The 25192-nt window shown below is 59.4% G+C and carries 25 protein-coding genes and 4 tRNA genes; 23 read left to right on the top strand and 6 right to left on the bottom strand.

The window, feature by feature from the left end:
- Nucleotides 1–26 precede the first annotated feature (26 nt).
- The 11 genes from rpl18a to CF15_RS02245 all read left to right on the top strand — a co-directional run bounded on the left by rpl18a (nucleotide 27) and on the right by CF15_RS02245 (nucleotide 8626).
- Nucleotides 27–290, top strand: coding sequence for a 50S ribosomal protein L18Ae (gene rpl18a / locus CF15_RS02290; protein WP_058370346.1), 264 nt, complete (start codon nucleotides 27–29; stop codon nucleotides 288–290).
- Nucleotides 287–745, top strand: coding sequence for a prefoldin subunit alpha (gene pfdA / locus CF15_RS02285; protein ID WP_058370345.1), 459 nt, complete (start codon nucleotides 287–289; stop codon nucleotides 743–745). Before rpl18a ends, pfdA begins: the two co-directional genes overlap by 4 nt.
- Before the next feature lie 123 nt (nucleotides 746–868).
- Nucleotides 869–1810 (top strand): signal recognition particle-docking protein FtsY, encoded by a 942-nt coding sequence (ftsY, locus tag CF15_RS02280; RefSeq protein WP_058370344.1) that lies wholly within the window; start codon nucleotides 869–871, stop codon nucleotides 1808–1810.
- A gap of 61 nt (nucleotides 1811–1871) precedes the next feature.
- Entirely contained in the window at nucleotides 1872–2072 is a 201-nt protein-coding gene (locus tag CF15_RS02275; RefSeq protein WP_168371215.1) for a protein translocase SEC61 complex subunit gamma, read from the top strand.
- A gap of 28 nt (nucleotides 2073–2100) precedes the next feature.
- Nucleotides 2101–2589, top strand: a complete 489-nt coding sequence (locus CF15_RS02270) for a transcription elongation factor Spt5 (protein ID WP_070807806.1) — start codon at nucleotides 2101–2103, stop codon at nucleotides 2587–2589.
- A 2-nt stretch (nucleotides 2590–2591) separates the two neighbouring features.
- Nucleotides 2592–3101 (top strand): 50S ribosomal protein L11, encoded by a 510-nt coding sequence (locus CF15_RS02265; protein ID WP_058370341.1) that lies wholly within the window; start codon nucleotides 2592–2594, stop codon nucleotides 3099–3101.
- A gap of 41 nt (nucleotides 3102–3142) precedes the next feature.
- Nucleotides 3143–3796 (top strand): 50S ribosomal protein L1, encoded by a 654-nt coding sequence (locus CF15_RS02260; protein WP_058370340.1) that lies wholly within the window; start codon nucleotides 3143–3145, stop codon nucleotides 3794–3796.
- A 74-nt stretch (nucleotides 3797–3870) separates the two neighbouring features.
- Nucleotides 3871–4899, top strand: a complete 1029-nt coding sequence (locus CF15_RS02255; protein ID WP_058370339.1) for a 50S ribosomal protein L10 — start codon at nucleotides 3871–3873, stop codon at nucleotides 4897–4899.
- Nucleotides 4900–5073: 174 nt separating this feature from the next.
- Nucleotides 5074–7842 (top strand): alanine--tRNA ligase, encoded by a 2769-nt coding sequence (alaS, locus tag CF15_RS02250; protein WP_058370338.1) that lies wholly within the window; start codon nucleotides 5074–5076, stop codon nucleotides 7840–7842.
- Nucleotides 7829–8563, top strand: a complete 735-nt coding sequence (locus tag CF15_RS08440; RefSeq protein WP_070807805.1) for a DUF434 domain-containing protein — start codon at nucleotides 7829–7831, stop codon at nucleotides 8561–8563. Before alaS ends, CF15_RS08440 begins: the two co-directional genes overlap by 14 nt.
- Nucleotides 8549–8626 (top strand) — tRNA-Arg (locus tag CF15_RS02245). The genes CF15_RS08440 and CF15_RS02245 overlap by 15 nt, the downstream gene beginning before the upstream one ends.
- A gap of 68 nt (nucleotides 8627–8694) precedes the next feature.
- Here the strand turns inward: CF15_RS02245 and CF15_RS02240 are convergent.
- From CF15_RS02240 to CF15_RS02230, 3 genes are all read right to left on the bottom strand, one after another.
- Nucleotides 8695–9018 carry a lipoate protein ligase C-terminal domain-containing protein gene (locus CF15_RS02240; RefSeq protein WP_168371214.1) on the bottom strand — a complete coding sequence of 108 codons (324 nt, stop codon included), beginning with the start codon at nucleotides 9016–9018 and terminating at the stop codon, nucleotides 8695–8697.
- A gap of 72 nt (nucleotides 9019–9090) precedes the next feature.
- Nucleotides 9091–9214: transfer RNA gene (locus CF15_RS02235), tRNA-Met, on the bottom strand.
- Nucleotides 9215–9266: 52 nt separating this feature from the next.
- Nucleotides 9267–9686 (bottom strand): hypothetical protein, encoded by a 420-nt coding sequence (locus tag CF15_RS02230; RefSeq protein ID WP_058370336.1) that lies wholly within the window; start codon nucleotides 9684–9686, stop codon nucleotides 9267–9269.
- 169 nt (nucleotides 9687–9855) lie between these two features.
- On the opposite strand from CF15_RS02230, the gene CF15_RS02225 reads away from it, so the two are divergent.
- Together CF15_RS02225 and CF15_RS02220 are read left to right on the top strand one after the other, a co-directional pair.
- Nucleotides 9856–9931 (top strand) — tRNA-Gln (locus CF15_RS02225).
- A gap of 107 nt (nucleotides 9932–10038) precedes the next feature.
- A tRNA-Pro gene (locus CF15_RS02220) sits at nucleotides 10039–10155 on the top strand.
- Nucleotides 10156–10165: 10 nt separating this feature from the next.
- Here the strand turns inward: CF15_RS02220 and CF15_RS02215 are convergent.
- Nucleotides 10166–10732: a TFIIB-type zinc ribbon-containing protein gene (locus tag CF15_RS02215; RefSeq protein WP_058370335.1), complete on the bottom strand. Its 567-nt coding sequence runs from the start codon at nucleotides 10730–10732 to the stop codon at nucleotides 10166–10168.
- Between the two features lie 178 nt (nucleotides 10733–10910).
- Here CF15_RS02215 and psmB (CF15_RS02210) point away from each other — a divergent pair, with 178 nt between their 5' ends.
- Nucleotides 10911–11525, top strand: a complete 615-nt coding sequence (gene psmB / locus CF15_RS02210) for an archaeal proteasome endopeptidase complex subunit beta (protein ID WP_058370334.1) — start codon at nucleotides 10911–10913, stop codon at nucleotides 11523–11525.
- Between the two features lie 25 nt (nucleotides 11526–11550).
- The gene (locus CF15_RS02205; RefSeq protein WP_058370333.1) at nucleotides 11551–12306 is read left to right on the top strand and encodes an endonuclease V; all 756 of its coding nucleotides are present in this window, start codon (nucleotides 11551–11553) and stop codon (nucleotides 12304–12306) included.
- Here CF15_RS02205 and CF15_RS02200 read toward each other — a convergent pair.
- Nucleotides 12303–13352, bottom strand: coding sequence for an NAD(P)-dependent glycerol-1-phosphate dehydrogenase (locus CF15_RS02200; protein ID WP_058370332.1), 1050 nt, complete (start codon nucleotides 13350–13352; stop codon nucleotides 12303–12305). The genes CF15_RS02205 and CF15_RS02200 overlap by 4 nt on opposite strands.
- 100 nt (nucleotides 13353–13452) lie before the next feature.
- On the opposite strand from CF15_RS02200, the gene psmB (CF15_RS02195) reads away from it, so the two are divergent.
- Complete coding sequence (gene psmB, locus CF15_RS02195) at nucleotides 13453–14118, top strand: archaeal proteasome endopeptidase complex subunit beta (protein WP_338052268.1); 666 nt, start codon at nucleotides 13453–13455, stop codon at nucleotides 14116–14118.
- A 321-nt stretch (nucleotides 14119–14439) separates the two neighbouring features.
- Nucleotides 14440–16413: a beta-CASP ribonuclease aCPSF1 gene (locus CF15_RS02190; RefSeq protein WP_168371352.1), complete on the top strand. Its 1974-nt coding sequence runs from the start codon at nucleotides 14440–14442 to the stop codon at nucleotides 16411–16413.
- Here the strand turns inward: CF15_RS02190 and CF15_RS02185 are convergent.
- Complete coding sequence (locus CF15_RS02185) at nucleotides 16410–16895, bottom strand: DUF1947 domain-containing protein (protein ID WP_058370330.1); 486 nt, start codon at nucleotides 16893–16895, stop codon at nucleotides 16410–16412. The genes CF15_RS02190 and CF15_RS02185 overlap by 4 nt on opposite strands.
- Nucleotides 16896–16983: 88 nt before the next feature.
- Between CF15_RS02185 and CF15_RS02180 the strand changes: the two genes are divergently transcribed.
- The 6 genes from CF15_RS02180 (at nucleotide 16984) to rpoA2 (ending at nucleotide 25190) form a co-directional block, all read left to right on the top strand.
- A complete protein-coding gene (locus tag CF15_RS02180) occupies nucleotides 16984–17211 on the top strand; it encodes an LSM domain-containing protein (protein WP_058370329.1) in 228 nt (75 codons plus the stop codon).
- A gap of 36 nt (nucleotides 17212–17247) precedes the next feature.
- The gene (locus CF15_RS02175; RefSeq protein ID WP_058370328.1) at nucleotides 17248–17436 is read left to right on the top strand and encodes a 50S ribosomal protein L37e; all 189 of its coding nucleotides are present in this window, start codon (nucleotides 17248–17250) and stop codon (nucleotides 17434–17436) included.
- A gap of 63 nt (nucleotides 17437–17499) precedes the next feature.
- Nucleotides 17500–17748: a DNA-directed RNA polymerase subunit H gene (locus CF15_RS02170; RefSeq protein WP_058370327.1), complete on the top strand. Its 249-nt coding sequence runs from the start codon at nucleotides 17500–17502 to the stop codon at nucleotides 17746–17748.
- Between the two features lie 141 nt (nucleotides 17749–17889).
- A complete protein-coding gene (locus tag CF15_RS02165) occupies nucleotides 17890–21270 on the top strand; it encodes a DNA-directed RNA polymerase subunit B (protein ID WP_058370326.1) in 3381 nt (1126 codons plus the stop codon).
- Nucleotides 21271–21272: 2 nt separating this feature from the next.
- Nucleotides 21273–23918, top strand: coding sequence for a DNA-directed RNA polymerase subunit A' (gene rpoA1, locus CF15_RS02160; protein WP_058370325.1), 2646 nt, complete (start codon nucleotides 21273–21275; stop codon nucleotides 23916–23918).
- A gap of 3 nt (nucleotides 23919–23921) precedes the next feature.
- Nucleotides 23922–25190, top strand: coding sequence for a DNA-directed RNA polymerase subunit A'' (gene rpoA2, locus CF15_RS02155; protein ID WP_058370324.1), 1269 nt, complete (start codon nucleotides 23922–23924; stop codon nucleotides 25188–25190).
- Nucleotides 25191–25192: the final 2 nt, after the last annotated feature.

Here is a 25192-nt window from a genome sequence, read left to right as displayed (position 1 = left end):
GGCCCACAGACCCCCGGGGGCACGGTATGGGCGAGGTTAAGTTCTTCCTCGTTGAGGGCAGGATGCTAATACGGCCCCATAAGATGCCGGAGTGGTGGAGGTTCCGCAAGTACGTTCGTGCGCTGAAGCCGGAGCATGCTGTGGAGAAGGTGCTATCGGAGCTAGGCAGCAACCACAAGCTGAAGAGGTACCATATAAAGATTGATCGCGTTGTCGAGGTGCCCCCCGATGAGGTTCCGGATCGCAGTCTCCTAGCCCTGGCGAGGCTCACCAGGTGGGTTAAGCCTTGAGTGCCGGCGGGCAGCAGGGGCAGCGTGCTATAACCCTTGAGGAGGCTATCGAGCAGCTCTCCCTCCTCGAGAGCCAGATAAAGCAGCTTCAGACGGCCGCAGCGGAGCTAGAGTCTAGGCTGGCACAGCTCTCTGCGGTAGAGGAAGCCATTATGGATGTTCATGATGGTGCTGAAGACGCCCTAGTGCCTCTCGACACCAGCGGCGAGGTGCTTGTGCGCGCCTCGGTAAAGCCCCTGGAGCAGGTCATAGTTCACGCTGGGCTCGATGTGTTCGTCGAGCTTCCCCGGGATAAGGCCCTGGCCTTTCTAAGGGAGGAGAGGGCATCAGTCTCGAGGCTCCTTGACGCCTATAGGAGGGAACTGGCCAAGCTCACCGAGCATTATGTGGCTCTGCGCTCGGCTGTGGAGCAGGCTCTGCAGGCGGCCCAGCAGCAGAGGGGGGCTCGTGGCTGAGAAGGGCAGCGGCGCTAGCACGTAGCCGTCCCCTCGGAGCTCAGGAGGGCTCTTGCCCCTGGGCTTGGCGCGCCACACTCTTCTCTTTTAGACGCCGGCGCGCTGTCCCTCGGGGTGGTATGTGTGGTCTTCGGGAGGCTTAAGAAGGCGCTGAAGAAGTTCGTTGACAATGTCACAGAGGTTGTAGCTACCAAGGAGATAAGCGAGGAGGAGCTTGAGCCTATACTAGAGGAGCTTGTGTTGAGTCTTGCCGAGAGTGATGTTGCCTTCGAGGTGGCCGAGGAGATAGCGCAGAAGCTCCGAGGGAAGCTTGTGGGCAGCAAGGTCCCACGCTTCAAGAACCTTCGTGACCACGTGGTCAAAGCACTTGAGGAGTCCATACTGGAAGTTCTGAGCCGCAGCTACAAGCCTATTGACCTGCTCGGGGAGGCTTCTCGGCGGCAGCCCGAGAACCCCCTCAGGATAGTGTTCTTTGGAGTCAACGGGGTGGGGAAGACTACTACCATAGCCAAGTTCGCCTACATGCTTCGCAGCCACGGTATAACCCCTGTGATAGCTGCTGCAGACACTTACCGTGCGGGTGCTCAGGAGCAGCTGCGGAAGCATGCTGAGAGGCTAGGAGCCCCCTTCATAGGGGGCCGTTATGGCGCCGACCCCGCCGCAGTGGTATATGATGCCGTAGAGTACGCGCGGGCCCGCGGCTACCGTGTAGTGCTGATAGATACTGCTGGCAGGCTGCACACCGACAGGGACCTCATGGAGGAGCTCCGTAAGATAACCCGTGTGGCTAAGCCCGACTACCGCGTGCTTATAGTGGACTCTCTAACCGGGAATGATGCGGTTGAGCAGGCTAAGTTCTTCGACAAGGCCGTGGGGATAGACTTCATAGTGCTCACAAAGGTTGATGCCGACGTGAAGGGCGGCACGGCTCTGAGCGTGGCGGCGGTGACGGGGAAGCCGATACTGTTCATGGGTGTGGGCCAGCGCTACGAGGACCTGGAGCCCTTTGAGCCGCGCAGATTCGTGGAGAGGATACTCTCAGACATAGTGCAGGGCTCCGGCTAGGGCCTCGGTGTACATATTTTTCTATCCTGGGCTAGACATGGTCTGCCCGGGGGCAGCGCTAATGGCGGCTAGGGAGAGGGAGAGCATCATAGACTATGTAAAGGCTACACTGCACGAGTGGAGGCTGGTGCTGCAGCGTGTCGAGAAGCCCGATAGCTCCGAGTACCTGCAGGCCTCCAAGGTTATCTGGCTCGCCATAATACTCGTGGGCTCTGTAGCCTATGTCATCCATCTAGTGGCTACGACGCTGCTCACCGGCTAGCCCCGTGGGAGCAATGGGGGTGTGGCGTGTGGGGCAGAGCGCGGCGGAGCAGCGCTCCTCTAGGGCGCAGCCCCGCCTCTACGCCGTGAGAACAGTTGCGGGCAGGGAGCTGGATGTAGCGCTGATAATGGAGCAGCGGGTGAAGGACGAGAATATACCCATCTACGCCATAATAGTGCCTCCCCAGATACGCGGCTACGTGATAGTGGAGACATCTGCAGCCTTCCACGCAGCTAACGCTATTCAGGGGATAAGATACGCCAAGGGTGTTGTACCCGGGGTTCTCCGCTACGAGGATGTGGAGAGCCTCCTGAAGCCGGAGGCCGTGGTCGAGACCCTGAAGCCCGGCGACATAGTAGAGATCATATCCGGCCCCTTCCGCGGCATGAAGGCGCAGGTTGTGCGAGTGCAGCCCGGTAAGAATGAGGTAGTTTTAAATGTGCTAGAGGTTGAGTATCCGCTTCAAATCACGGTGCCAGGGGACTCGGTGAGGCCGGCTAGGGAGCGAGGGAGCTAGCAATGGGCGCGATTAGGGTCATCAACGCTAAGGTTAAGGGTGGCGAGGCTTCGCCCGCCCCGCCCCTGAGCGACTCCCTAAGCAAGTTCGGGCTGGATGTCAACAAGGTAGTTGAGGAGATAAACAAGCTGACTGAGCGCTACAAGGGCTTCGAGGTTCAGGTCAAGATAATAGTAGATGAGGACACTAAGGAGTACGAGATAGAAGTGAAGCCCCCGACAACCACGGAGCTCCTGCTAAAAGCCGTTGGCGCCAAGGAGCCCTCCGGGGATCCGATGCACCAGAAGATAGGCGACCTCCCCTTCGAGAAGATAGTGGAGATAGCCATAATGAAGAAGCCCGCTCTCACCGCTAAGACCTTGAAGGCCGCCGTCAAGACGATACTCGGCTCCGCTAGGAGCATAGGGATAACCGTGGATGGCAAGGACCCCAAGCAGGTAACCAGGGAGGTTGAGGAAGGCCTCTACGACGCGGTTCTCTCAAGGTATGAGGAGGAGTGGGAGAAGGCTTAGACCCCTCCCAGGCTGGTACCGCTCAGCTGGGGTGTAGGGACATGTCGTTTGTGCCTCGCGAGGCGGTGGAGAAGGCGGTTAGGGAGGCTATAGAGGCGAGTCCTAGGCGCAACTTCAAGCAGTCCGTTGACCTGGTAGTGGTGCTCCGGGACATAGACCTCAAGAGCCCCCAGGGCCGCATAAGGGAGGTAGTCTTCCTGCCCCATAAGCCCAATAAGAAGGTCAATATCTGTGTCGTCGCTGACGGCGACATGGCTGTCAAGGCGCGCGACGTAGCTGAGAGGGTTATAACCAGGGAGGAGCTTCAGGGCCTTGTGGGCAACCGTAAGGCGGCTAAGAAGATTGCCGAGTTCTGCGACTGGGTGCTCGTCCGCACCGACCTGATGCCCCTGGCAGGCAGGACGCTTGCTCCTGCCCTCGGCCCGCGTGGCAAGATACCGGTGCCGGTGCCCCCGAATGCTGACATAGCTGGCTTCGTCGAGAGGTACCGTGCCGCGGTGATGCTCCGGGCTAAGGACCAGCCTCAGGTTATGTGTCGGGTTGGCACGGAGGATATGAAGGTGGAGGACATAGTGGAGAATATATACAAGGTGCTGGCTACGCTGGAGGGCAAGCTGCCTAACGCGAGGAACAATGTAGCACGTATAATAGTGAAGACCACTATGGGCCCGCCGGTGGAGATAATGGTTAGGTAGACGGGCCCCTGGAGTCCTCCCCGTTTCACAGGCTTCCCTTGCTTTCAGAATGCTTGCAGCCCGGGTGTGTCGCGATGAGCGTTAAGGCTCATACCAGGCGCATACCCGAGTGGAAGGTTAGGGAGGTAGAGGAGCTGGCAGAGCTCGCCAGGAAGTACAGTGTCATAGCTATAGTGGACCTTTCTAACACGCCGACCGCTCAGCTGCAGCGTATACGCAGGAAGATAGAGAGGAAGTTTGGAGACAAGGTTGTGCTCAGGGTAGCTAAGAACACCCTATTCAAGCTGGCCCTCAAGAAGGCGGGTATCGACCCGTCCCCCCTGGAACCCTACCTCACTGGCACCAATATGTTCATATTCACTAATGTCAACCCCTTCGAGCTGGCACTAGCTATAGACAAGATATATGCGACGAAGCCTGCTAAGCCCGGTGACGTGGCTCCGACAGAAATCGTGCTGCCTGCAGGTGATACCGGCTTCAAGCCTGGCCCAATAATGAGCGTCTTCGGCAAGCTCCGTGTGCCTATACGCGTGCAGGGAGGCACAATATGGATAGCTAAGGATACCAAGGTAGCCAAGCCCGGCGACACTATATCGCCCGAGCTGGCCTCTATACTTCAGAAGCTCGGTATAGAGCCGATAATAGTGAAGCTCAAGATCAAGGCTGCCTATGAAGACGGTGTCGTGATACCTGCTGACAAGCTCATCCTCGACCTGGAGGCCTACCGGCACGACGTGGCACAGGCCCATCTAGCGGCATTGATGGTCGGCGTTGAGATAGCGTATCCAGAGCCCAAGGTACTTGAACTGGCAATACCCATTGCTGTCAGGCGTGCACTGGCTGTAGCGGCCGAGGCCGGCTACGTGACGCCAGACAACGCGGAGTATGTGATAGGCCTTGCAGTGGCTAGAGCTATGGCGGTGGCGGCCGCTCTAGGCGATACAGCAAAGGAGCTGGGGATAGAGGTCCAGACGGCCGCAGCCGCTCCTGCCGCCGCCGAGGAGAAGAAGGAGGAGGAAGAGGGGGAGGAGAAGGAAGAGGAGAAGAAGGAGGTCAGCGAGGAGCAGCTGGCCGCCGGCCTCGAGAGCCTCTTCGGGTTCTAGCGCCGCACGCCCCCGGGGGCTCTGTCCCTCTAGTCATCCGGCGGGCAGCCTTCCAGGGGCACCCCCGAGTGTTCTCTCAATCCTCCTGCTTCTGCCTCCTATCCCGGGCTGTTGTGGCCTTGTAACACTAAATAGCTGGCCGCCCTACTCTACCCGACGAGGGGTTATCGGGTAATGCATGTAGACCCTAAGGAGTACGAGCTGGAGTTCTTCAAGGAGAAGGGCTTCATACGCCGTCGCTGCAGGATAGGCGGCGAGTACTTCTGGACCCTGAATCCGGAGCAGGAGCATTGTAACGATGCTCCCTGCGTCGAGTACTATTTCTGGGATGTGCCGAAGAGGTCCACTGATCTGAGCGTCGCCGAGGCTCGGAGGAAGTTTCTCAGGTTCTTCGAGAGAAACGGCCATGAGATTATAGAGCCTAGGCCTGTTGTGGCGCGGTGGAGGGAGGACCTATATCTCACCATTGCCAGTATAGTCGTCTTCCAGCCTCACGTGACTAGCGGGATCGTGCCGCCTCCCGCCAACCCGTTGGTCATAGTGCAGCCTAGCATAAGGCTTGAAGATATAGATAATGTGGGCCTTACTTTAGGTAGGCACTTGACTAGCTTTGAGATGGGCGGGCACCACGCCTTCAACTATCCCGATAAGCGCGTTTACTGGAAGGAGGAGACGGTGAGGCTTGCGTTTGAATTCTTCACGGAGGAGCTTGGGATTCCCCCGGAGCATGTTACCTTCAAGGAGTCGTGGTGGGAGGGTGGAGGCAATGCGGGCCCCAGCTTTGAGGTGACGGTGGGCGGCCTCGAGCTAGCCACTCTGGTGTTCATGAAGTACCGTGTAGTTGATGGCCGCTACGAGCCTATACCGGTTAAGGTTGTCGATACCGGGTATGGTATTGAGAGGATAGCCTGGTTCACTCAGCGGGTCCCAACGGCCTTTCACGCGATATACGGGAGCCTTCTAGAAGACTTCCATAAGCTGCTGGGCGTGGAGCCCCCGCCATCCAAGCTTCTCTGGGCGGCTGCTAGGGATGCAGGGCGCCTTGACCCGGAGGACCCGGAGAGCGTTAGGAGGTTCTACGAGCGCGCCGCCCGTGACGCCGGGATGGAGCCCCGGGAGGCCGAGGAGCTGCTTCGCCGTGCTGCCGCTGTATATGCTCTCCTAGACCACAGCAAGACTATAGCATTGATGCTAGGCGACGGGATAGTGCCCAGCAACACTGGGGAGGGCTATCTGGCCCGGCTTGTGATAAGGAGGGCGCTGAGGCTGATAAGGAGGCTTGGGAGCGATGCGAGCCTTGTAGAGCTTGTTGAGAGGCAGGCCAGGTTCTGGGGCCGCGACTACTACCCAAGGATGCTCGAGAACCTGGACTACATAGTCAAGGTTACGAGGCTTGAGGAGGAGAGGTTCGACCGGAGTATCGAGAGGGGCCTCCGGGAGGTAGCCAGGCTGCTCCGCCGCAAGAAGAGTCTAAGCCTTGACGACCTCATACTCCTCTACGACTCCCATGGGCTCCCTCCGGACATGGTGGCTGAGGCGGCTGCCAAGCTTGGTGTCAGGGTTCATGTGCCGCATAACTTCTACGCCATCGTCGCCAGGCGCCATGGTGCCGGCGGGGGCGTGGCTAGGAGGTCCGAGAAGCCTAGCCTCCCCGAGGACGTGGTTGAGTGGCTCCGCGGCTTCCCAGAGACTGTAAGGCTATTCCACGAGGACCCCTATATGAGGGAGTTCACCGCTAGAGTGCTTGGTGTTAAGGGTGTCTACCTTGTCCTTGATCGTACAGCCTTCTACCCCACGGGCGGCGGCCAGCTCCACGACACTGGCGTGGTGAGGCTCTGTGGCGAGGAATACCGGGTGGTGAGGGTAGAGAAGGTGGATGGCGTCATAGTGCATGTGCTTGACCGGGAGCCGCCTGGTGGCTGCAGCGAGGCCTGGGGGAGGATTGACTGGGAGCGCCGCTACCGGCTTATGAGGCACCACACGGCTGTCCACGTCCTCCTAGGTGCCGCTAGGAGGGTGCTGGGCAATCATGTGTGGCAGGCGGGTGCCGAGAAGACGCCAGAGAAGGCAAGGCTCGATATAACACACTACGAGCTTCCAAGCAGCGAGGAGGTCAGGAGGATAGAGGAGCTCGCCAACAAGGCTATACTTGAGCGCATCCCCGTCGAGGCAAGGATAATGGACCGGAACGAGGCGGAGAAGGTCTATGGTTTCCGCCTATATCAGGGCGGCGTCCCCATGTCGGCTAAGATACGAGTGCTCAGGATAGGGGACTGGGATGTGGAGGCGTGCTTCGGCACACATGTGTCCAACAGTGCTGAGATAGGCTCCGTCAAGATAACGAGGGTGGAGAAGCTCCAGGATGGCGTGGTGAGGTTCGAGCTCGTGGCCGGCAGCGAGGTGGCGCGCTATGCCTCCGAGCTGGAGAGCCGCCTAAACAATATAGCCAGGATGGTGGGTGGCGGCGCCGCTGATGTGGAGAAGCGCGTAGAGAAGCTTATACGCGACTACAATAAGACCAGGCAGAGCGTTAACATCCTCTCAAAATACGTCGTGAAGGATATGGTGGAGAAGGCTAAGAGCAGCCCACTGGCCATAGACGGGCTCCGCGTCTACGTGCTGAGGGATGATATCCCCCTCCGCGAACTCTACCAGGAGGCTGCTAAGCAGCTGAGCCTGGAGGACCCGGAGGGCGTCACAGTAGCGCTGGTGCCAGTTGAGCAGGGTGTTGTGGTAGAGGTTGGCGCCGGCTCCAAGGCCTCCGAGCGCGTCGATCTACGGCAGCTTGCTAGGCTGCTGGCATCTAGAGGGTTCCGTGGAGGAGGTAAGCCCTCGCACGTCACCATGATGGCTAGGGGGCTCTCTGCCGAGGAGGCCCTGGACGCATTGCTCTCGGCGCTCCGCAGCCTGGTCGAGGGGAAGGGCGGGAGTGGCACGGGATAGCCTCGGGGCGCCCCCCGAGGCCTTCTATGATTTGTTCTTCCTACTTTCCCGCGGCTATCCCCGCAGCGAGGCCCTCGAGCTAGTTAAGCGGAGGCACCGTCTCTCAAAGAGAAGTGCGGTCCTTCTCTCAAGATGCATCCATCCCCGCAGAGTGGCTGCTATGGTGGCCTCCAAGCTGGTTCCAGCCAAGAGGCTCAGAGGGGGCAAACTGGTCGTAGACGGGTTTAACCAGCTTGCAACCATATATGCCGCGTTGACCGGCGCTCCGGTACTCCGCTGTGTCGACGGGCTCACGCGTGACGCGCTGCTTGCCGGGCCCCGCCCCGTCGTGGAGAACATAGACAGGCTTGCAGCGCTCCTGGCTTCGGCGCTCAGAATGGTAAACCCGGGGCGCGTGATTATTGTTTTCGACAGCCAGCCGAGCCATAGTGGCGAGGCGGCTGTGGTAGTGCGCAGAGCCCTGGAGGGGCTCGAGGCTATTGTCGAGGTCTCGAGGACGGCTGACAAGAGGGTTATCGAATACGCGGCCTCCGGCTACGTGGCCGCCAGCAGCGACATAGCTATAGCTGCAAGCCCCAGGGTAGCCCGCCTCTTTGACCTGGCAGGCTTCGCCGTGGCTAGTCTCCTTCCCGGGGCCAAGGTAAACAATATACCCCTGCTGCTAGGGGAGATGCACAGCCAGTGGTGCAGGAAGGGCGGCGGGGAGGGGCCCGTAGCCTAGCCAGGATAGGGCGCCGGCCTTCTAAGCCGGTAGTCCGGGGTTCAAATCCCCGCGGGCCCGCCACCATATCCTCAGCTCTCCTCCCGCCGCCCTCTCCAGCAGACAGCCGCGCCTGCAGTCCGGAGGCCTGGCTAAGGGGGCTGCCTGCTGCTAGGAGCGCTGCAGGCTTCGTCATACATGCGTGTAAGCGCTGCCGCAAGCTGGCTCCAAGTGAAGCCAAGCGCCTCGGCTCTCTCTGCCGTCTGCCTCACGGCCTTGGTTATGCAGCTAGTGCTGCTGCAGCCTCTGAGCGCATCCTCCAGCGCTTCAAGGGCCTCGGGAGGGTAGACGAAGAAGTCGCCCGTAATAGATACCTGGCTAACCCTACAGCCGTCGTCCAGCTGGAGTGCTATCTCAAGAGTCTTTCCCCCAGGCGGCCTAACTACCCGCTCCATGCTCCTCAAGACGCTGGACACCCGGGCCCTGCTGGGGGAAGACGCGGCCAGAGAAGGTAGGGGATGGGTGTAGGGGTCCCGGGGGATGCTGCGTGGTGCCGCCGCCGGGATTCGAACCCGGGACCGCCGGATCCCCCAGGGACCCCCGCGGCCGACTCCGGTGGACCGGGGCGTCCCGTATGAGTCCGGCGCTCTAACCAGGCTGAGCTACGGCGGCACTACCCGGCCTTCCCCTCCATGCCCTTTAATCCTCGACACTCTATCGGGGGTTATGATTCTTTCCCCGCCTCTTGTATAATGCCTAGCGAGGCCAGGATTGAGGCAACCCTCCTGACAACCGATGGATCCACGCCGGGATGTGTCTGGAGGTAGTAGTCTACAGGGCTCCTGGGTGGCGGATATAGTCTTGAGTAGGCCGCTAGCAGCGCCGCTACAACGATGCGTTGCCCGCAGTAGTCCCCGCTGCCGCTGCAGAGCCTCGACACAAGCAGCCGTAGCCTCCTTGCCACGCTTCTCGGCGGCCTGGGAGCCCTGCCCGCCGCTAGGTCCTCCTCGAGCCTTCTGCTAAACGGCCCCCTAGGGGTCAGCCTAAAGCTATAGCCATGCCGCCAGCCCAGGAGCCCCGCGATATAGTAGAGCGAGTGAATTGTTGCCAGAGGCGCTACTATCCTCAGCTCCTGCAGCGCCATGGAAGACTCCCAGAGTGTATCTCTGCCCGTGATACCTGCTTAACCACTAGACCAGCATGGCGCCCGAGGGGTGAAGGCACAGCATCTCGTCAATGCTTATACCCGTGTGATACCCGGTAACGCTAAAAACCGCGAGCCATTGGGGGTTGACATGGCTGCGAGGGTGGGTAGCCGGGTCGTCTAGCGGTCAAGGATGCGGGGCTCTGGCCCCCGTGACCGGGGTTCGAATCCCCGCCCGGCTACCATTAACCCGCCCTCCCGCCTCATCCTCCCCGCTCTATAGGGGTCTATAGGGGCATGAGAGCAGTTAACCCCCTGGATCCTGGAGCCCCAGCCTCCGGGGCAGCCGGACGGGGCCGTCGTCTAGCTTGGCAGGATGCGGGGCTTGGGACCGCTCCAGGGCTAGGCGCAGGGCCCTGGACGGCAGGATCCCCCGTGGTCCCGGGTTCAAATCCCGGCGGCCCCACCACCTCTCCGGCCTAGGCTGTAGCCAGAGCCTCCATGGCTCTCGCTATGCCTAGGCACTCCATGACTCTGCGTATGATAAGCTTCATCTTCCTCCTGCCTACCCTGTACTGGCTTGCGAGCATCGAGGCTAGGGGGTAGTCACCCTTTCTCAGAGCCACTGCTGCCTCCAGCGCGGCTTTCCTCTCCTCCGGCTTATGGAGGGACTTCAAGAGCTTCTTGATGCAGGGGGTCTTGTACAACTCGATTATTTCAACCGTATTTGTATTAGCGTAGTCTAGTAGGTCACCGATATCTATCGTGTCGAGCATCCTTGATAAGCGGCGTGTAATGGAGACTTGTAGAACTGTTAGCCTAACTCTGCTTCTCTCCGTCTGCGTTAGCCTAGCAGGCTCGCCCCCTTGGATAGGGGCTGCGTTGTGAGGTGTTGCGTCGAATACGGTATCGTCTATCACGGCGCCGCAGCTGCGGCAGACGAGTATACCCTGCTGGGGGTCGAGGACTAGTTGTTCGGAGCCGCAGTGGGGGCACCTCCTGGTAGTGCTTGCCGTGTAGTAGTTCTGGTACTCGCGGCTACTCAATGAGGGCTGCACCCCGGCTTGGCCTTCGGATGGTGGCTCCATAAGATGGTTGCAGGATTCTGGTACACGTATGGCACCGGGTAAACCGAAAGTATTCTAGTGCTGTAGGGGGGCCACGGCGACGGCGAATACGATTTAAGCTCATGTAGTGGCTCCCGTCCACTGGGTGCTGGGAAGCATGAGTTACCAGGACTACGCTGGCGCAACTGCTGTCGGCATACGGGGCAAGGACTACGTGGTTCTCGCTGCGGAGAAGCGTATAAGCTATGGAGGCTTCATAGTAAGCAAGTCGGGCAAGAAAGTCTACAAGATAACCGATTATATAGGCATAGCCCTGGCGGGGCTGTTCGCCGATATGCAGGCAATAAGTAAGATGCTGAGAGCGGAGATTGAGTACCATAGCCTGGTAGTGGGTAGACGCATGAGCGTTAGAGCGGCTGCCAAGCTCCTAGCAAACATACTATACTCGAACAAGTACTTCCCATTCCTCTCCGAGACGCTGATAGGCGGCATAGAGCCGGACGGCACCCCCCGGCTCTACGTGATGGACCCGCTGGGCTCGCTGATAGAGGACGACTATGCGGCTATAGGCTCGGGCGCCCCGGTAGCTATAGGCGTGCTCGAGAAGGATTACCGCAGCGACCTCGACGCTGACGCGGCCAGGCAGCTAGCCATAGACGCTATAAAGGCCGCCATAGCGCGCGACGCCATATCGGGCGATGGCATTGACCTGCTCGTGATAAAGCGGACCGATAAAGGCGTGGAGTCCAAGGATGAGTCCATAAGGCTCTAGCTCCGGCCCACCGTAGGGGCTATCCATGAGAAACCCGTACCCGAGCATAGAAAGGCTCATGGAGATACAGTATAGGATAGCGAGCAGGGTCTGGAAGACCCTCCAACCGCTACCAAGGCCTCCACGGAGAGCAGTGGGGCTAGACGCGGCTTATTCGAGGAGGTACGGCGGGCTTGCTGTAGCAGCGCTCGTCGACACGGCCAGTGGACGGCTGCTAGACTACTCCGTGGCCCTGGGCGAGCCGGCGCTCGAATACATCCCCGGCCTCCTCGCTTTCCGTGAAGCCCCCCTCTTCTACACGGCCGTCCAGCACCTTAGAGAGGACTTTGACCTAGCAATCGTAGATGGCCACGGGATCTCTCACCCCCGGAGGGCGGGCATAGCGACACATGTAGGGCTGGCGATAGGTAAGCCCACAGTGGGTGTCGCTAAGAAAAGGCTCCACGGCTCCGAGATCCGCGTGCAGGATCCTAGCAGCTGCAGCAGCCACCCCTGTGTTCTAGGCTACCTCGTTGATGATGAGAGCCGGCGTATGGCCTATGTGGTGCTTCCGAGTAGGAGGACGAGGAACCCGATATACGTGAGCCCAGGCGCCTATATAGATCTTGGCTCGGCGCTCCAGGTGGTTCTCAGCCTCCTCCGCGGCACAAAACTCCCGCTCCCAACCCACTATGCGGATAAGATATCGAAACGCCTGGCTAGAATGCTTGACGAAGGCGCCGTGTCGCCTAGACAGCTCAAGAAGGGCCTAAGGAGGATCGAGGACTTCACCGGCGGCTAGTCTATCACACCCGTTACTCTCGCTAGCCTCTCGGCGGCCTCCCAGGTTAGCCCAGTCTCCCCGAGTATTGTGTACCTCTCTGGCCTAAGCTTGTGGGCCATGGTTAGAGCCTTTATCACAGTCTCATCGTCTATGCCGAGATCGCGGGCCCTCACGGGGAGCCCGAGTTTCATAAGGGTTTTCCTTACCTGCCTCCAGTCGCCGCCATGGAGATACATCATCATTATTGTTCCAAGCGCCACCTGTTCCCCGTGTAGCGCCCTGCCTGGCGCTAGCAGGTCGAGTGCATGGCTAAAGAGGTGCTCGGAGCCACTGGCAGGCCTCGTAGAGCCGGCTATACACATAGCTACACCACTACTCACAAGCCCCTCCACCAGAACACGGACAGCCTCCTTAGACCCTCTACCTATCTCAGCAGCGTACTCCATCACATGCTTAGCCGAGAGAAGGGCCAGCTTAGCCGCGTACTCGCCGTAGTACTCGCCCTTCAGCCGGTGCGCGAGCCTCCAGTCCCTTATCGCGGTAAGCTTGGCCACCAGGTCTCCCGCGCCAGCCCTGATAAGCCGTAGCGGGGCCGACGCGATTATATCTATATCCGCGACTATAGCTGCTGGCGTCGCGCTTCGAACCGAGAAGGGCTTATTGAGGCCCCGGAGCGAGGCGAATGGTGAAGCAATCCCGTCATGGGACGGGCTCGTAGGCACACTGATGAGCGGCACCCCTAACTTGTGGGCAACATACTTAGCCAGGTCCACCGACTTACCCCCGCCAAACCCTATGACCAGCCTAGGCGAGCGCTCTGCAGCCTCGCTACTCAGCCGCTCAGCGTAGTCTACACTAGGTTCTCGAGCCTCCAGGGCCTCGAGCTCCACAACGTCCTCGAGGACCGAGCGGAGCCTCTCGCCATACTTTCTCCACACGTTCGGCCCCGTGATGACGACGGCCGCGGCGCCCCTAGCGCCAAACGCCTCTACCAGCTCGCGCAGAGACCTCAGCGCGTTGCTCCCTATGATTATTCTCGAGGGCAGCTCTATGGAGTGCAGCATCCCGCCTCCAGGCCCCGCCTGCAAGCTATAGCCGCCAATCCGCGGATATAGTATTAAACTCCCGGTCTTCACCCACGCTTGTTAGCATGGTAGAGGAGTTTTGCTGCAGCGCCGCCTACCCGGCGAGGAGAGGCTAGCCGCGGCTCTGGAGAAGGGCCTGCACGGCACAACCACTGTAGGGCTACGAGTAAGGGATTATGTGGTACTAGCAGCTGACCGTAGAGCCACAGCAGGCTACTATGTGGCTCATAAGCGGACCCGCAAGATCATTAGGATAGCCGACTACATGGCCGTGACCACCGCAGGGCTCGTCGCCGATGCCCAGATGCTCGCAGAGTGGCTCTCAAGCCACCTCCACTACTACTCAATGGTCACAGGCAAGAGGATGAGCGTGAGCGCCGCAGCCCAGTACCTCGCAGCTATACTCCACTCGTCCCGCCTCTACCCCTACATAGTGCAGCTCCTCCTAGGGGGCTACGACGACAGGCCCAGGCTCTATAACATAGACTGGTTTGGCAGCATGACAGAGGAGAGATACGTAGCCACGGGCTCAGGCTCGCCCACGGCGATAGGTGTTATAGAGGACGGTTATAGAGAGGATATGAGCCTTGAAGACGCTGTGAGCCTGGCGCGCCGCGCCGTGCTGTCGGCCACCCGCAGGGACGCCTTCAGCGGCAATGGTATAGACATCGTGGCTATAGGTAAAGGATTCTATCAGGAGTACCACTACACTATTGAGGAGGCATTGAAACTGGAGAGAGCATAAATGCTCTAGCGCCGAAGCAGCAGCATGCACAAAAAGATTATAAAGGAGGGGTCCGCGACACCTCTACCGTGCGGCCCATATTGTAAGGACCATGTCAATGACACTTTTCGCTTACCATATGGCGCCGTGCTTTACGCAGTCAAGCCGCCTCGTAGTCGTCTTGGGCGGAGAGCGCCCTCCGTCTTCCCTCCGGGTTTACCTAGGCTCGTGCCTTAGTCGCCACGTTGGCCGGTGCCCGGTGTGGAGCCTTCATGAGAGGTGTCGCTCTCTGCGGCACGCATTTGCGGCAAGCCTCTAGGCGCTTTGGTGCAGGCCTCCCTAATGCTTAATGGGGTGCATCTGGTCTTGTACAGGAGGAGTGAGGTAAAGAACATAGTGTTAACCATAATGTCCCAGCTAGCGCCTAGGGATATCCAAATATCCCGTATAGAGTTCGAAGGGCCAGAGATAGCGATATATGTAAAGAACCCCAAGGTGCTTGCTGAGCATCCCGATATAGCTAAGGGTATAGCTAAGAAGCTGAAGAAGAGGATAGTGCTGCGCACAGATCCCTCAATAAGGAGGAGTAAGAGAGAAACTGAGGAGGTGATTAAGCAGCTCGTCCCGGAGGAGGCAGGTATACAGGAAATAAAGTTTGATGAAGTTCTTGGAGAGGTTATAATCAAGGCTCGGAAGGTTGGCCTGGTCTACGGTAAGGGCCGCTCGATATACAACAAGGTGCTGGCGGAGACGGGCTGGAGAATGAATGTCATAAGAGTGCCTCCAGTCGATGAGCGGGACATGAAGACAATAAACAGGATTGTAGACTACATGCTTTCGCAGAGCAGTTATAGGCTAAGCTTCCTACGGAGCAGCGGAGAACGCATACATCGAGGAGTGGTGTTCGAGAACAGGTATGTAAGGATAACAGCCCTCGGCGGCTTCATGGAGGTAGGCCGCTCCGCTATACTTGTCGAGACTAGCGAGAGCCGCATCCTCCTCGACCTGGGTATAAACCCTGGCGGCAGCGGCTATGACCTGTACCCGCGTATAGACGTGGACCAGCTTAAGCCAGAGGAGCTCGACGCCATAGTCGTGACTCATGCCCATCTAGACCATGTAGGCCTGGTCCCCTACCTCTTCAAGTACGGGTACCGCGGCCCCGTCTACGCTACCAAGCCCACCAGAGACCTCATGGTGATTCTCCAGCTGGACCTGCTGGATATAATGCAGAGAAACGGGCAGCGGCCGCCTTATTCCCAGCACGAGGTCAAGAAGATGATTCTCCACACGATTCCGCTCGAGTACGGGGAGGTCACGGACATAGCGCCCGATGTTAAGCTCACCTTCTACAATGCAGGGCATATCCTCGGCTCGGCTATGGCCCATTTGCACATAGGTGAGGGGCTCCATAACATAGTCTACACCGGAGACATGAAGTATGCTAGGACGAGGCTCCTGGACAAGGCCAACACAGTGTTCCCGAGGGTCGAGACATTGATAATGGAGAGCACTTATGGGGATCGTGGCCAGCCTCCCAGGGAGAAGGCTGAGACAGAGCTATTGGAGGTCATAAGCCGGACAGTGTCCCGCGGCGGGAAGGTGCTCATACCAGTGCTGGCTGTAGGCCGTGCGCAGGAGATACTACTTGTGCTGGCTGATGCGCTTAGGAAGAGCCGCCTGCCCAAGGAGACCAAGGTGTATATTGACGGTAGCATTAGGGAGGTTACGGCGATACATCTCACCTACCCAGAGCTGCTGTCCCCCAGTGTGAGGGCTGGGATACTCCGTGACGAGAACCCATTTTATCATGATAATATAATAAAGATTGAGAATAAACGGATGCGCGAGGAGATAGCTAAGTCTAACGAGCCCGCGGTAATACTAGCGCCGTCGGGCATGCTTGAGGGAGGTCCCTCGGTGGAGTATCTCCGCATGCTGGCGGGTGACCCGAGGAATGCGCTGGTGTTCGTCAGCTACCAGGCTAAAGGCACCCTCGGCAGAAGGATACTTGATGGCGAGAGGAATATAGCGATGGTTGGCGAGGATGGCAAGCTCGAGCTGGTGAGGATCAACATGGAGGTGGTGCCCATCGAGGGCTTCTCGGGCCACTCTGACAGGAAGCAGCTCCTCAACTTCCTAGAGCATATGAGGCCGAAGCCCCGCAACATCATACTCAACCATGGCGAGCCCAATGCTATACGCTCTCTGGCAGAGACTATAAGAAGGAGGAGCCGGAAGCTAGGCTTGCCGCCAGACGTGAGGATCTACACGCCCTCAGTGCTCGACTCCCTATACGTGGCGGGCCAGGTCTAGAGGTTTTCAGCCAGCTTCCAGTACCTGTCCCCTAGATGGTGGAGGCTCTCTGTAACGCGCCCCTTCTCCATCTCCTTTATTTCGCTGCTGTTGTAGAGCGCCCTGTGCACTGCAAGGGGCAGGAGCCTCGAAGGCTCCACTATTACCACTATAGCGTCCTTATCGAACTCCGAGGCTATGCTCTCTATCCCGGGCCTCATCAAGTCGGCGCCGCGTGAGATAGGCTTAACGGCGCCCTGATCGACCACTATGTAGGGTAGCCAGTCCCGGTAGCCATGGCGCAGGAGAAGCCGCAGGTGTGGAATCAGGACCCTGCTGGCCTCTATGAAGGCGGGCACCCCGTCGAATACGAAGAGCTTAATACCGTCTTCTACCGCTATCTCTATACTGCTGAACCTGGACACGTCGAAGCGAGGGTAAAGCTCCCGGAGGCGTTGCAGCAGCAGCCGCTTATCCTTCTTGGAGAGCTGCCATCTGCGCATGATATCCTCCACCGGCGTGGCGTGGAATGTAGGGGAATTCCCTATAAAGCCCCCTGGACCTGCTTCGGGCTCCGGGGTGGGCAGGACTATGGCTGAGACGACGCACCGCGTGCTCGGCGACAGCATAGGTAGCATAGTTCTAGTGAAGCTTAAGGGCACCAACGAGGTCAGGGGCAAGCTGAAGAGCTATGACCAGCACCTGAATCTAGTGCTTGAGGATGCTGAGGAAATATACGAGGATGGTAGGACTAGGAAGCTCGGCACTATAGTTATACGCGGCGACACTGTGCTGCTCATATCGCCGGCGCAGTTCTAGTGCCCTAGAAGCCTGCAGCTAAAAAGGGTGATGGCAGTGAGTAAAGGCACCCCCTCGTTCGGCAAGATGAGTAAGAATTACACCCACATACGCTGCCCCCGCTGCGGCCGCCACTCCTACAACGTCGCCAAGGGCTACTGCGCCGCCTGCGGCTACGGTAGGAGCAGAAGGCTCCGCCGCTACTCCTGGATGAACAAGAAGGTTAACAGAACCCGTCTCCGCTAGCCGCCGGGTGTTGGGGCTCCATCGACCCCTCGCCCGCCTCAAGCCCCTCGAGGGGTGTAGCTCGTGGCACGGCAGAAGAAGTTTAACATATTAGAGCATGACCTGGTACCTCGGCATGAGATTGTGCCCCCGGAGGAGGCGGCGCGTATACTGCGTGAGCTGGGTGTGAGGCCGGAGCAGCTGCCTTGGCTTCGTGTCACAGACCCTGTAGCCAGGGCTATAGGGGCTAAGCCCGGTGACATTGTGAGGATTTACAGGAAGAGCCCTACCTCGGGAGAGGTGGTTGTGTACCGCTATGTTGTAGGCTACTAGGCCTTCCGGTGCATTGTCATGCTTAGGCCTTCACTTCACCCTCTGCGCGTCTCCATCCCTGCCCGCTCTCATGCCGTGTGGTGGGGGTGATGTGTTCTGGCTCAGCAGACATTTCCCAGTGCTGAGGATAGATGGCTTGTAATGAAATCCTTTATAGACGAGTTCGGGCTCGTGAAGCAGCATATAGACTCCTACAACAGGTTCGTAGAGAAGGAGCTGAAGGAAATAGTTAAGGAATTTGGCGTTATATCTACACCGAGGAGGGAGTACGAGGTACGTATAGTGGACGTGGAGCTAGGCGAGCCAATGGTCATAGAGAGTGACGGCAGCGAACACCCAGTCACCCCGATGGAGTGCCGTATACGCGACCTCACCTACGCGGCCCCGATAAAGGCCAAGGTGGTGATAGTAGAGAACGGGATAGAGAGGGAGCCGGAGGACGTTATACTAGGCTTCCTCCCCATAATGCTCCGCTCCAAGGCGGATCCGCTGGCCCGCTGCTTCTACGAGGGCAGGCCCAGGGAGGAGTGTGAGCGCATACTCGTAGAGGCTGGCGAGGACCCGCGCGACCCTGGCGGCTACTTCATAATCAATGGCTCGGAACGTGTAGTGGTTATGCAGGAGGATCAGGCGCTCAACAGGATACTGGTTGGTAAGGCCAGGGCCGGCACGGGAAGCGCCGTTTACACCGCTAAGGTGATCTCCTCCTATGCAGGTGCGAGGTACCAGCTAATACTTGATATGCATAAGGACGGCACGCTTCACATATCCATGAGCCGTGCGCTAAGCAAGATACCCTTCGCTATAGTGATGCGTGCCCTCGGGCTCGAGAGCGACCGCGATATAGTGCTGGCAGTTAGCCCTGACCCGCAGATACAGCAGACGCTTATCCCCTCCCTTGAGCAGGCGCGCGCGATAAACACGGTGGAGGACGCGCTAGACTTCGTGGGTAGCAGGTTCCGCGAGGGTATAGGCAAGCCTAGGGACCAGCGTATACGCGTGGCCGAGAGGGCGCTTGACCACATACTCCTGCCCCACATCGGTACCCGGCCGGAGGACCGGCTGCGGAAGGCCCTCTTCCTGGGCCAGATGGCCGCTAAGCTCCTAGAGTATGTGCTGGGCCGCCGCGAGGAGGACGATAAAGACCACTATGCCAACAAGCGTATCCTCCTAGCCGGCGACCTCATAGCTATGGTGTTCCGTATAGCCATGAGAGCCCTTGCCTACGATATTAGGCAGCAGCTGGAAAAGCTCCGTGCCCGCGGCAGGCACGCGACAGTCAGGATGATCATACGCTCCGATATTATAACCAATAGGCTGCGGGAGGCTCTCGCCACCGGCAACTGGCCCGGGCAGAGGACCGGCGTAAGCCAGATACTGGACCGCACCAACTGGCTCTCGATGCTCAGCCACCTCCGCCGCGTAGTATCCCAGCTCAGCCGCAGCCAGCCCCACTTCGAGGCCCGTGATGTGCACGGCACCCAGTGGGGCAGAATATGCCCCTTCGAGACCCCTGAGGGCCCCAACTGTGGCCTTGTCAAGAACCTCGCGCTAATGGCGTACGTCTCGCCTGGCGCCGACGAGAAGGAGGTAGAGAGGCTGCTCTTCGAGCTAGGCGTCCAGGACGCGGTTACGCTGTTTAACGAGGTGCGTAAGGCCGGCTACTACCCGCCGGAGCTGCAGCAGTGGAGCAAGGTGTTCCTCAATGGTAGGTTGATAGGCTACCATCCCGACGGCGAGGCCCTGGCTAGGGAGATCCGGAGCCTGCGGCGCAGCGGCAAGCTCCCGCCCGATGTGAACGTGTCGCTCTACAAGACCAAGTACATCAACGAGGTCTATATAAACACCGATCCCGGCAGGATACTCCGCCCAGTCTTCGTAGCGGAGAAGGGTAGGCTCGTCTACAGCCCCGAGCACGCCGAGAAGCTGCGTAGGGGAGAGTGGAGATTCACCGACCTCCTCCGCCACGGCGTGGTGGAGATGCTGGACGCGGAGGAGGAGGAGAACACCTACATAGCCCTGAACCCGGAGGATCTCACCCCCGAGCACACCCACATGGAGATATGGCCTGCTGCCATCATGGGTGTGACCGCCAGCGTCATACCCTACGCGGAGCACAACCAGTCGCCGCGTAACACCTACCAGGCGGCTATGGCCAAGCAGGCTCTGGGCCTCTATGCTGCCAACTTCCAGATACGTGTCGATACGCGTGCCCACCTGCTCCACTACCCGGAGAAGCCTCTGGTGCAGACCCGCACACTTGACGTGATGGGCTTTAACGACCGCCCCGCCGGCCAGAACATGATAGTTGCTGTCATGTCGTTCACCGGCTACAACATAGAGGACGCCATCATAATGAATAAGTCCTCGATAGAGCGCGGCCTAGCCCGCTCCACCTTCTTCCGGCTATACGCCACTGAGGAGCGCCGCTACGCGGGCGGCTTGAGCGACAGGATAGAGAAGCCCGACACAAGTGTAGAGGGCTCAAAGCCTCCGGAGATGTACCGCAAGCTAGATGCTGACGGCATCATAAGCCCCGAGGTGGAGGTTGCCGGCGGGGAGGTGCTTATAGGCAAAACCAGTCCGCCGAGGTTCATGGAGGAGTACCGCGAGTTCGGCACGGTCTCAGTGAGGCGCCGCGACACCTCGGTGACCATGAGGCACGGCGAGAAGGGCTATGTCGACACGGTGATACTAACTGAGAACATCGAGGGCTCCCGGCTAGTCAAGGTGCGTGTCCGCGATCAGCGCATACCTGAGCTGGGCGACAAGTTCGCCTCCCGCCATGGCCAGAAGGGAGTCATAGGCATGCTCATACCCCAGTACGATATGCCGTTCACGGAGGATGGTATAACGCCGGATCTAATAATCAACCCCCACGCGTTCCCCTCGCGTATGACCCTCGGCCAGCTCTTCGAGGCCATAGCGGGCAAGTACGCGGCCATATACGGCAGGTTCGTGGACGGGACGCCCTTCGCCAAGGAGCCTATAGAGAACCTTAGGATAGAGCTGCTGAAGGCCGGCTATGCCCCCGACGGCACCGAGCTAATGTATGATGGCCGCACTGGTGAGCTGCTCCGGAACCCGATACTGGTGGGCATCGTGTACTACCAGAAGCTGCACCACATGGTAGCGGATAAGATGCACGCCCGCGCCAGGGGGCCGGTGCAGGTGCTCACCCGCCAGCCCACCGAGGGCCGTGCCCGTGAGGGCGGCTTGAGGTTCGGCGAGATGGAGCGCGACTGCCTTATCGGCCATGGAGCGGCTATGCTGCTTCGCGAGCGTATGCTGGAGAGCAGCGACAAGTACGTGATGTACGTCTGCGAGAAGTGTGGCCACATAGCCTGGTTCGACCGGAACAAGAGGAAGTACATCTGCCCGATACACGGCGACAAGGGCAAGATATCCGCGGTTGTTGTCCCCTACGCGTTCAAGCTACTCCTCCAGGAGCTTATGAGCATGTGTGTGATGCCCAGGCTCCGGCTCGCCCCTAAGCACGAGTGGAAGCCGCAGGGTGAGTAACCATGGTAGTCGAGGAGAAGATAATCAAGGAGATAAAGTTCGGCATACTATCCCCCGACGAGATACGCCGGATGTCAGTAACAGCCATAGTCACCAGCGATCTCTACGACGAGGACGGCCGCCCGATACAGGGCGGCCTTATGGACCCGAGGCTAGGCGCCATAGCCCCGGGGCAGATCTGCCTCACCTGCGGCAATGACGCGAAACACTGCCCCGGCCACTTCGGCCACATAGAGCTAGCCCGGCCAGTCATCCACGTCGGGTTTGTCCGCTACATCTATGATGCCCTCCGCGCCACATGTAGGCGCTGCGGCCGCCTCCTGCTCCCGGAGAACGAGCTGCAGCGCTACCTCCGCCTGCTCGAGAGGCTGGAGCAGCGCTGGCCCCTGCTGGCGCAGCTCCTCGTCACCGTTGTTAAGAAGAAGGCCGCCAAGGTCACCGAGTGCCCCCACTGCGGCGAGCGCCAGTACAAGATAGTCCTTGAGAAGCCCTACAGCTTCTACGAGGAGCGCCCGGAGGGCCGTGTACAGCTGAACCCGCTGGAGGTGAGGACACGGCTCGAGAGGATATCCAATGATGACGCGAGGCTCCTGGGCCTGGACCCGCAGGAGGCTAGGCCGGAGTGGATGGTCCTCACGGTGCTCCCGGTGCCGCCGATACATGTGAGGCCCTCAATAGTGCTGGAGACCGGTATAAGGGCTGAGGACGACCTCACCCACAAGCTCGCGGACATAGTGCGTACCAACGAGAGGCTCCGGGAGCTGCTGGAGAGTGGTGCGCCCCAGGCGCTGATAGATGAGCACTGGCTTCTCCTCCAGTACCACGTGGCCACCTACATAGATAACGAGCTGCCCCGCATACCAGTGGCCAGGCACCGTGGCGGTAGGCCGTTGAAGGGCCTGGCCCAGAGGCTCAAGGGCAAGGAGGGCAGGTTCCGCGGCAACCTCAGCGGCAAGCGTGTCGACTACTCCGCCCGCACTGTGATCTCCCCCGACCCGAACATCAGCATCAACGAGGTCGGCGTGCCCGAAGCTATAGCGAAGACCCTGACCGTGAGGGTGCCGGTGACCCCCTGGAACCTGGAGGAGATGCGCCGCTACGTGCTCAACGGGCCTGACCGCTGGCCCGGCGCCAACTACGTGATAACCAAGGACGGCAGGAAGATAGACCTGCGCTACGCTGATAGGAAGCGTATAGCAGAGATGCTTGAGCCCGGCTGGTATGTGGAGAGGCACCTCAAGGACGGCGATATAGTGCTCTTCAACCGGCAGCCTAGCCTCCACCGCATGTCCATAATGGCTCATGTAGTGAAGGTTCTACCGGGCAAGACCTTCCGCATCAACCTGCTAGTATGCCCACCCTACAACGCCGACTTCGACGGCGACGAGATGAACCTCCACGTGCCGCGCACCGAGGAGGCGCAGGCGGAGGCCCGCGAGCTGATGCTGGTGCAGTACCACATACTATCCCCGCGCTACGGCGGCCCGATAATAGGCGGCCTGCAGGACTACATTAGCGGCGCCTATCTGCTCACGAGCAAGGCGACGCTCCTCAGCCAGGAGGACGTGGTAGACCTGCTCTCGGCCGCCGGCTACCGCGGTGAGATACCAGAGCCGGCGATACTCTCCCCAAAGAAGAGGTGGACCGGCAAGCAGCTGGTGAGCCTGTTCCTGCCCAAGGACTTCAACTTCCGCAGCAAGGCGCGCGTGGCTGCCGGCATCTTCCTCTGCGAGGACGAGTGGTGCTGGAACGACTCGTTCATAACCATTAAGGAGGGTGAGCTGCTCACCGGTGTGCTCGATAAGAAGGCTATTGGAGCAGAACAGCCCAAGAATATGATGCACTGGCTTATCAAGGAGTATGGTACCGACTATGCCCGCTACGTGTACGACAACATGTTCAAGATGTTCATAAGGTTCATAGAGAAGAGAGGCTTCACGATGACAGTCGACGACGTGGCGCTGCCCAAGGAGGCCAAGGAGAAGATCCGCGAGATACTCCGCGAGGCCGAGAAGAAGGTATACGAGCTGATCGAGATATACAAGCAGGGCAAGCTAGAGCCCGTGCCCGGCCGCACTCTCGAGGAGTCGCTGGAGCTGCGCATACTTGACGTGCTGTCCGACGCCCGTAAGAAGGTAGAGGACGTGGTGGTAGACTACCTAGACCCATTCAACAACGTATACATAATGGCTCGTACCGGCGCCAGGGGCAACGAGCTGAACATCACCCAGATGGCCGCCCTGCTGGGCCAGCAGTCGGTGCGTGGCGAGCGCATACACCGCGGCTACCGTGGCAGGTTCCTGCCGCACTTTAAGCCCGGCGACCTGGGGCCGGCGGCGAGGGGCTTCGTCTACTCCAGCTTCTATGACGGCCTCTCGCCGCTGGAGGTGTTCTTCCACGCAGCTGGTGGCCGCGAGGGCCTAGTTGACACTGCTGTGCGCACCTCGCAGAGCGGCTACATGCAGAGAAGGCTGGTCAACGCGCTGCAGGACCTGCGCGTGGAGTATGATGGCACGGTTAGGACTCCGCAGGGAGAGGTCGTGCAGCTCGTGTATGGCGAAGACGGGGTGGACCCGATGAAGAGCGCGCACGGGAAGGCCGTGGATATAGACCGGGAGATAGAGCGTGTGATAGGCTGGAGGGTGTAAGCCATGGACGGCCTCATATACTCCTGGGAGGAGTTTAAGCCCCGCATAGAGGGCTACCTGGCCGAGGCCCGCAAGAAGCTGCCCAAGCGCATATACGAGGAGCTTGAGGGGAAGCTGCGCGAAACCGTCGAGAAGCACGGCCTCACGGTGGAGGAGGCTGAGAAGATAATCCGCTATGTGCTGGACGAGTACGAGTATAGCATGGTGGAGCCGGGCGAGCCCGTGGGCACGGTGGCGGCCCAGTCCATAGGCGAGCCCGGCACCCAGATGACGCTACGTACCTTCCACTACGCGGGCATCCGCGAGTTCAACGTAACCCTGGGCCTCCCACGTTTTATCGAGCTTGTCGACGCGCGCCGCGAGCCCTCCACCCCCATAATGTACATCTACCTCGACGAGGAGCACCGCTACGACGAGAACAAGGCCAAGGAGGTGGCGCGGAGGATAGAGTACACCAGGATAGTCAACGTGGCCTCGGAGATAGACATAGACCTGGCCAACCTGCGCATAGTCCTCCGCCTGGACCCAGTGATGCTCGAGGACAAGGGCGTCACTGTGGACCAGGTTAAGAAGACCCTGGAGAGGCTGAAGCTGGGCAAGGTGGACCAGGATCCCTCGAACCCCATGGTGTTCTACATACAGCTCGAGCCTAGCGAGGGCTTTAGCCTCATAGACCTGCAGAAGAAGCGGGAGAAGGTTCTCAATGCGAAGATCAAGGGTATTAAGAAGATAAGGCGTGTGATAATACAGTCTATGACCAACGAGGAAGGCAGGACGGAGTACTTCCTTGTGACCGAGGGCAGCAACCTCAAGGAGGTGCTTGAGGTCCCCGGGGTGGATCCACGGAGGGTGTACACTAACAACATACACGAAATAGAGGAGGTTCTCGGCATCGAAGCTGCCAGGGCAATGCTGATAAAGGAGATGAAGGACGTGCTGGACGAGCAGGGCTTAGACGTGGATATACGCCACATAATGCTGGTGGCGGACATAATGACCATGACTGGGAGGGTTAGGCAGATAGGCCGCCACGGTGTGAGCGGCGAGAAGCCCAGCCCGCTGGCCAGGGCCGCGTTCGAGATGACTACACAGAACCTCTTCGCCGCCGCTACGAGGGGTGAGGTGGACAAGCTCCTAGGGGTGACCGAGAGCGTTATAGTGGGTGGCGTGATACGGGTCGGTACCGGGATGGTAGAGGTACGTATGAACCTCTCCCAGCTCGCAAAGGCCATGGCTCAGGCTAGGATCGAGCAGCGGGGTGGCTCCCAGTGAGC

Source organism: Pyrodictium occultum, from assembly GCF_001462395.1.
Taxonomy (GTDB): domain Archaea; phylum Thermoproteota; class Thermoprotei_A; order Sulfolobales; family Pyrodictiaceae; genus Pyrodictium; species Pyrodictium occultum.
The sequence above is the reverse complement of the archived record's forward strand: the minus strand, read 5'-3'. Positions and strand labels throughout refer to the sequence as shown.

What these genes read in the sequence shown, in the direction of transcription:
- CF15_RS02185 (WP_058370330.1), bottom strand. Translation starts at nt 16,895, where the DNA reads ATGCGCAGATGGCAGCTCTCCAAGAAGGATAAGCGGCTGCTGCTGCAA.
- CF15_RS02205 (WP_058370333.1), top strand. Translation starts at nt 11,551, where the DNA reads ATGAGAAACCCGTACCCGAGCATAGAAAGGCTCATGGAGATACAGTAT.
- CF15_RS02180 (WP_058370329.1), top strand. Translation starts at nt 16,984, where the DNA reads ATGGCTGAGACGACGCACCGCGTGCTCGGCGACAGCATAGGTAGCATA.
- rpl18a (WP_058370346.1), top strand. Translation starts at nt 27, where the DNA reads ATGGGCGAGGTTAAGTTCTTCCTCGTTGAGGGCAGGATGCTAATACGG.
- CF15_RS02255 (WP_058370339.1), top strand. Translation starts at nt 3,871, where the DNA reads ATGAGCGTTAAGGCTCATACCAGGCGCATACCCGAGTGGAAGGTTAGG.
- CF15_RS02265 (WP_058370341.1), top strand. Translation starts at nt 2,592, where the DNA reads ATGGGCGCGATTAGGGTCATCAACGCTAAGGTTAAGGGTGGCGAGGCT.
- CF15_RS02230 (WP_058370336.1), bottom strand. Translation starts at nt 9,686, where the DNA reads ATGGCGCTGCAGGAGCTGAGGATAGTAGCGCCTCTGGCAACAATTCAC.
- rpoA1 (WP_058370325.1), top strand. Translation starts at nt 21,273, where the DNA reads ATGGTAGTCGAGGAGAAGATAATCAAGGAGATAAAGTTCGGCATACTA.
- CF15_RS02190 (WP_168371352.1), top strand. Translation starts at nt 14,440, where the DNA reads ATGCTTAATGGGGTGCATCTGGTCTTGTACAGGAGGAGTGAGGTAAAG.
- CF15_RS02260 (WP_058370340.1), top strand. Translation starts at nt 3,143, where the DNA reads ATGTCGTTTGTGCCTCGCGAGGCGGTGGAGAAGGCGGTTAGGGAGGCT.
- CF15_RS02200 (WP_058370332.1), bottom strand. Translation starts at nt 13,352, where the DNA reads ATGCTGCACTCCATAGAGCTGCCCTCGAGAATAATCATAGGGAGCAAC.
- alaS (WP_058370338.1), top strand. Translation starts at nt 5,074, where the DNA reads ATGCATGTAGACCCTAAGGAGTACGAGCTGGAGTTCTTCAAGGAGAAG.
- rpoA2 (WP_058370324.1), top strand. Translation starts at nt 23,922, where the DNA reads ATGGACGGCCTCATATACTCCTGGGAGGAGTTTAAGCCCCGCATAGAG.
- CF15_RS02165 (WP_058370326.1), top strand. Translation starts at nt 17,890, where the DNA reads ATGAAATCCTTTATAGACGAGTTCGGGCTCGTGAAGCAGCATATAGAC.
- CF15_RS02275 (WP_168371215.1), top strand. Translation starts at nt 1,872, where the DNA reads ATGGCGGCTAGGGAGAGGGAGAGCATCATAGACTATGTAAAGGCTACA.
- psmB (WP_058370334.1), top strand. Translation starts at nt 10,911, where the DNA reads ATGAGTTACCAGGACTACGCTGGCGCAACTGCTGTCGGCATACGGGGC.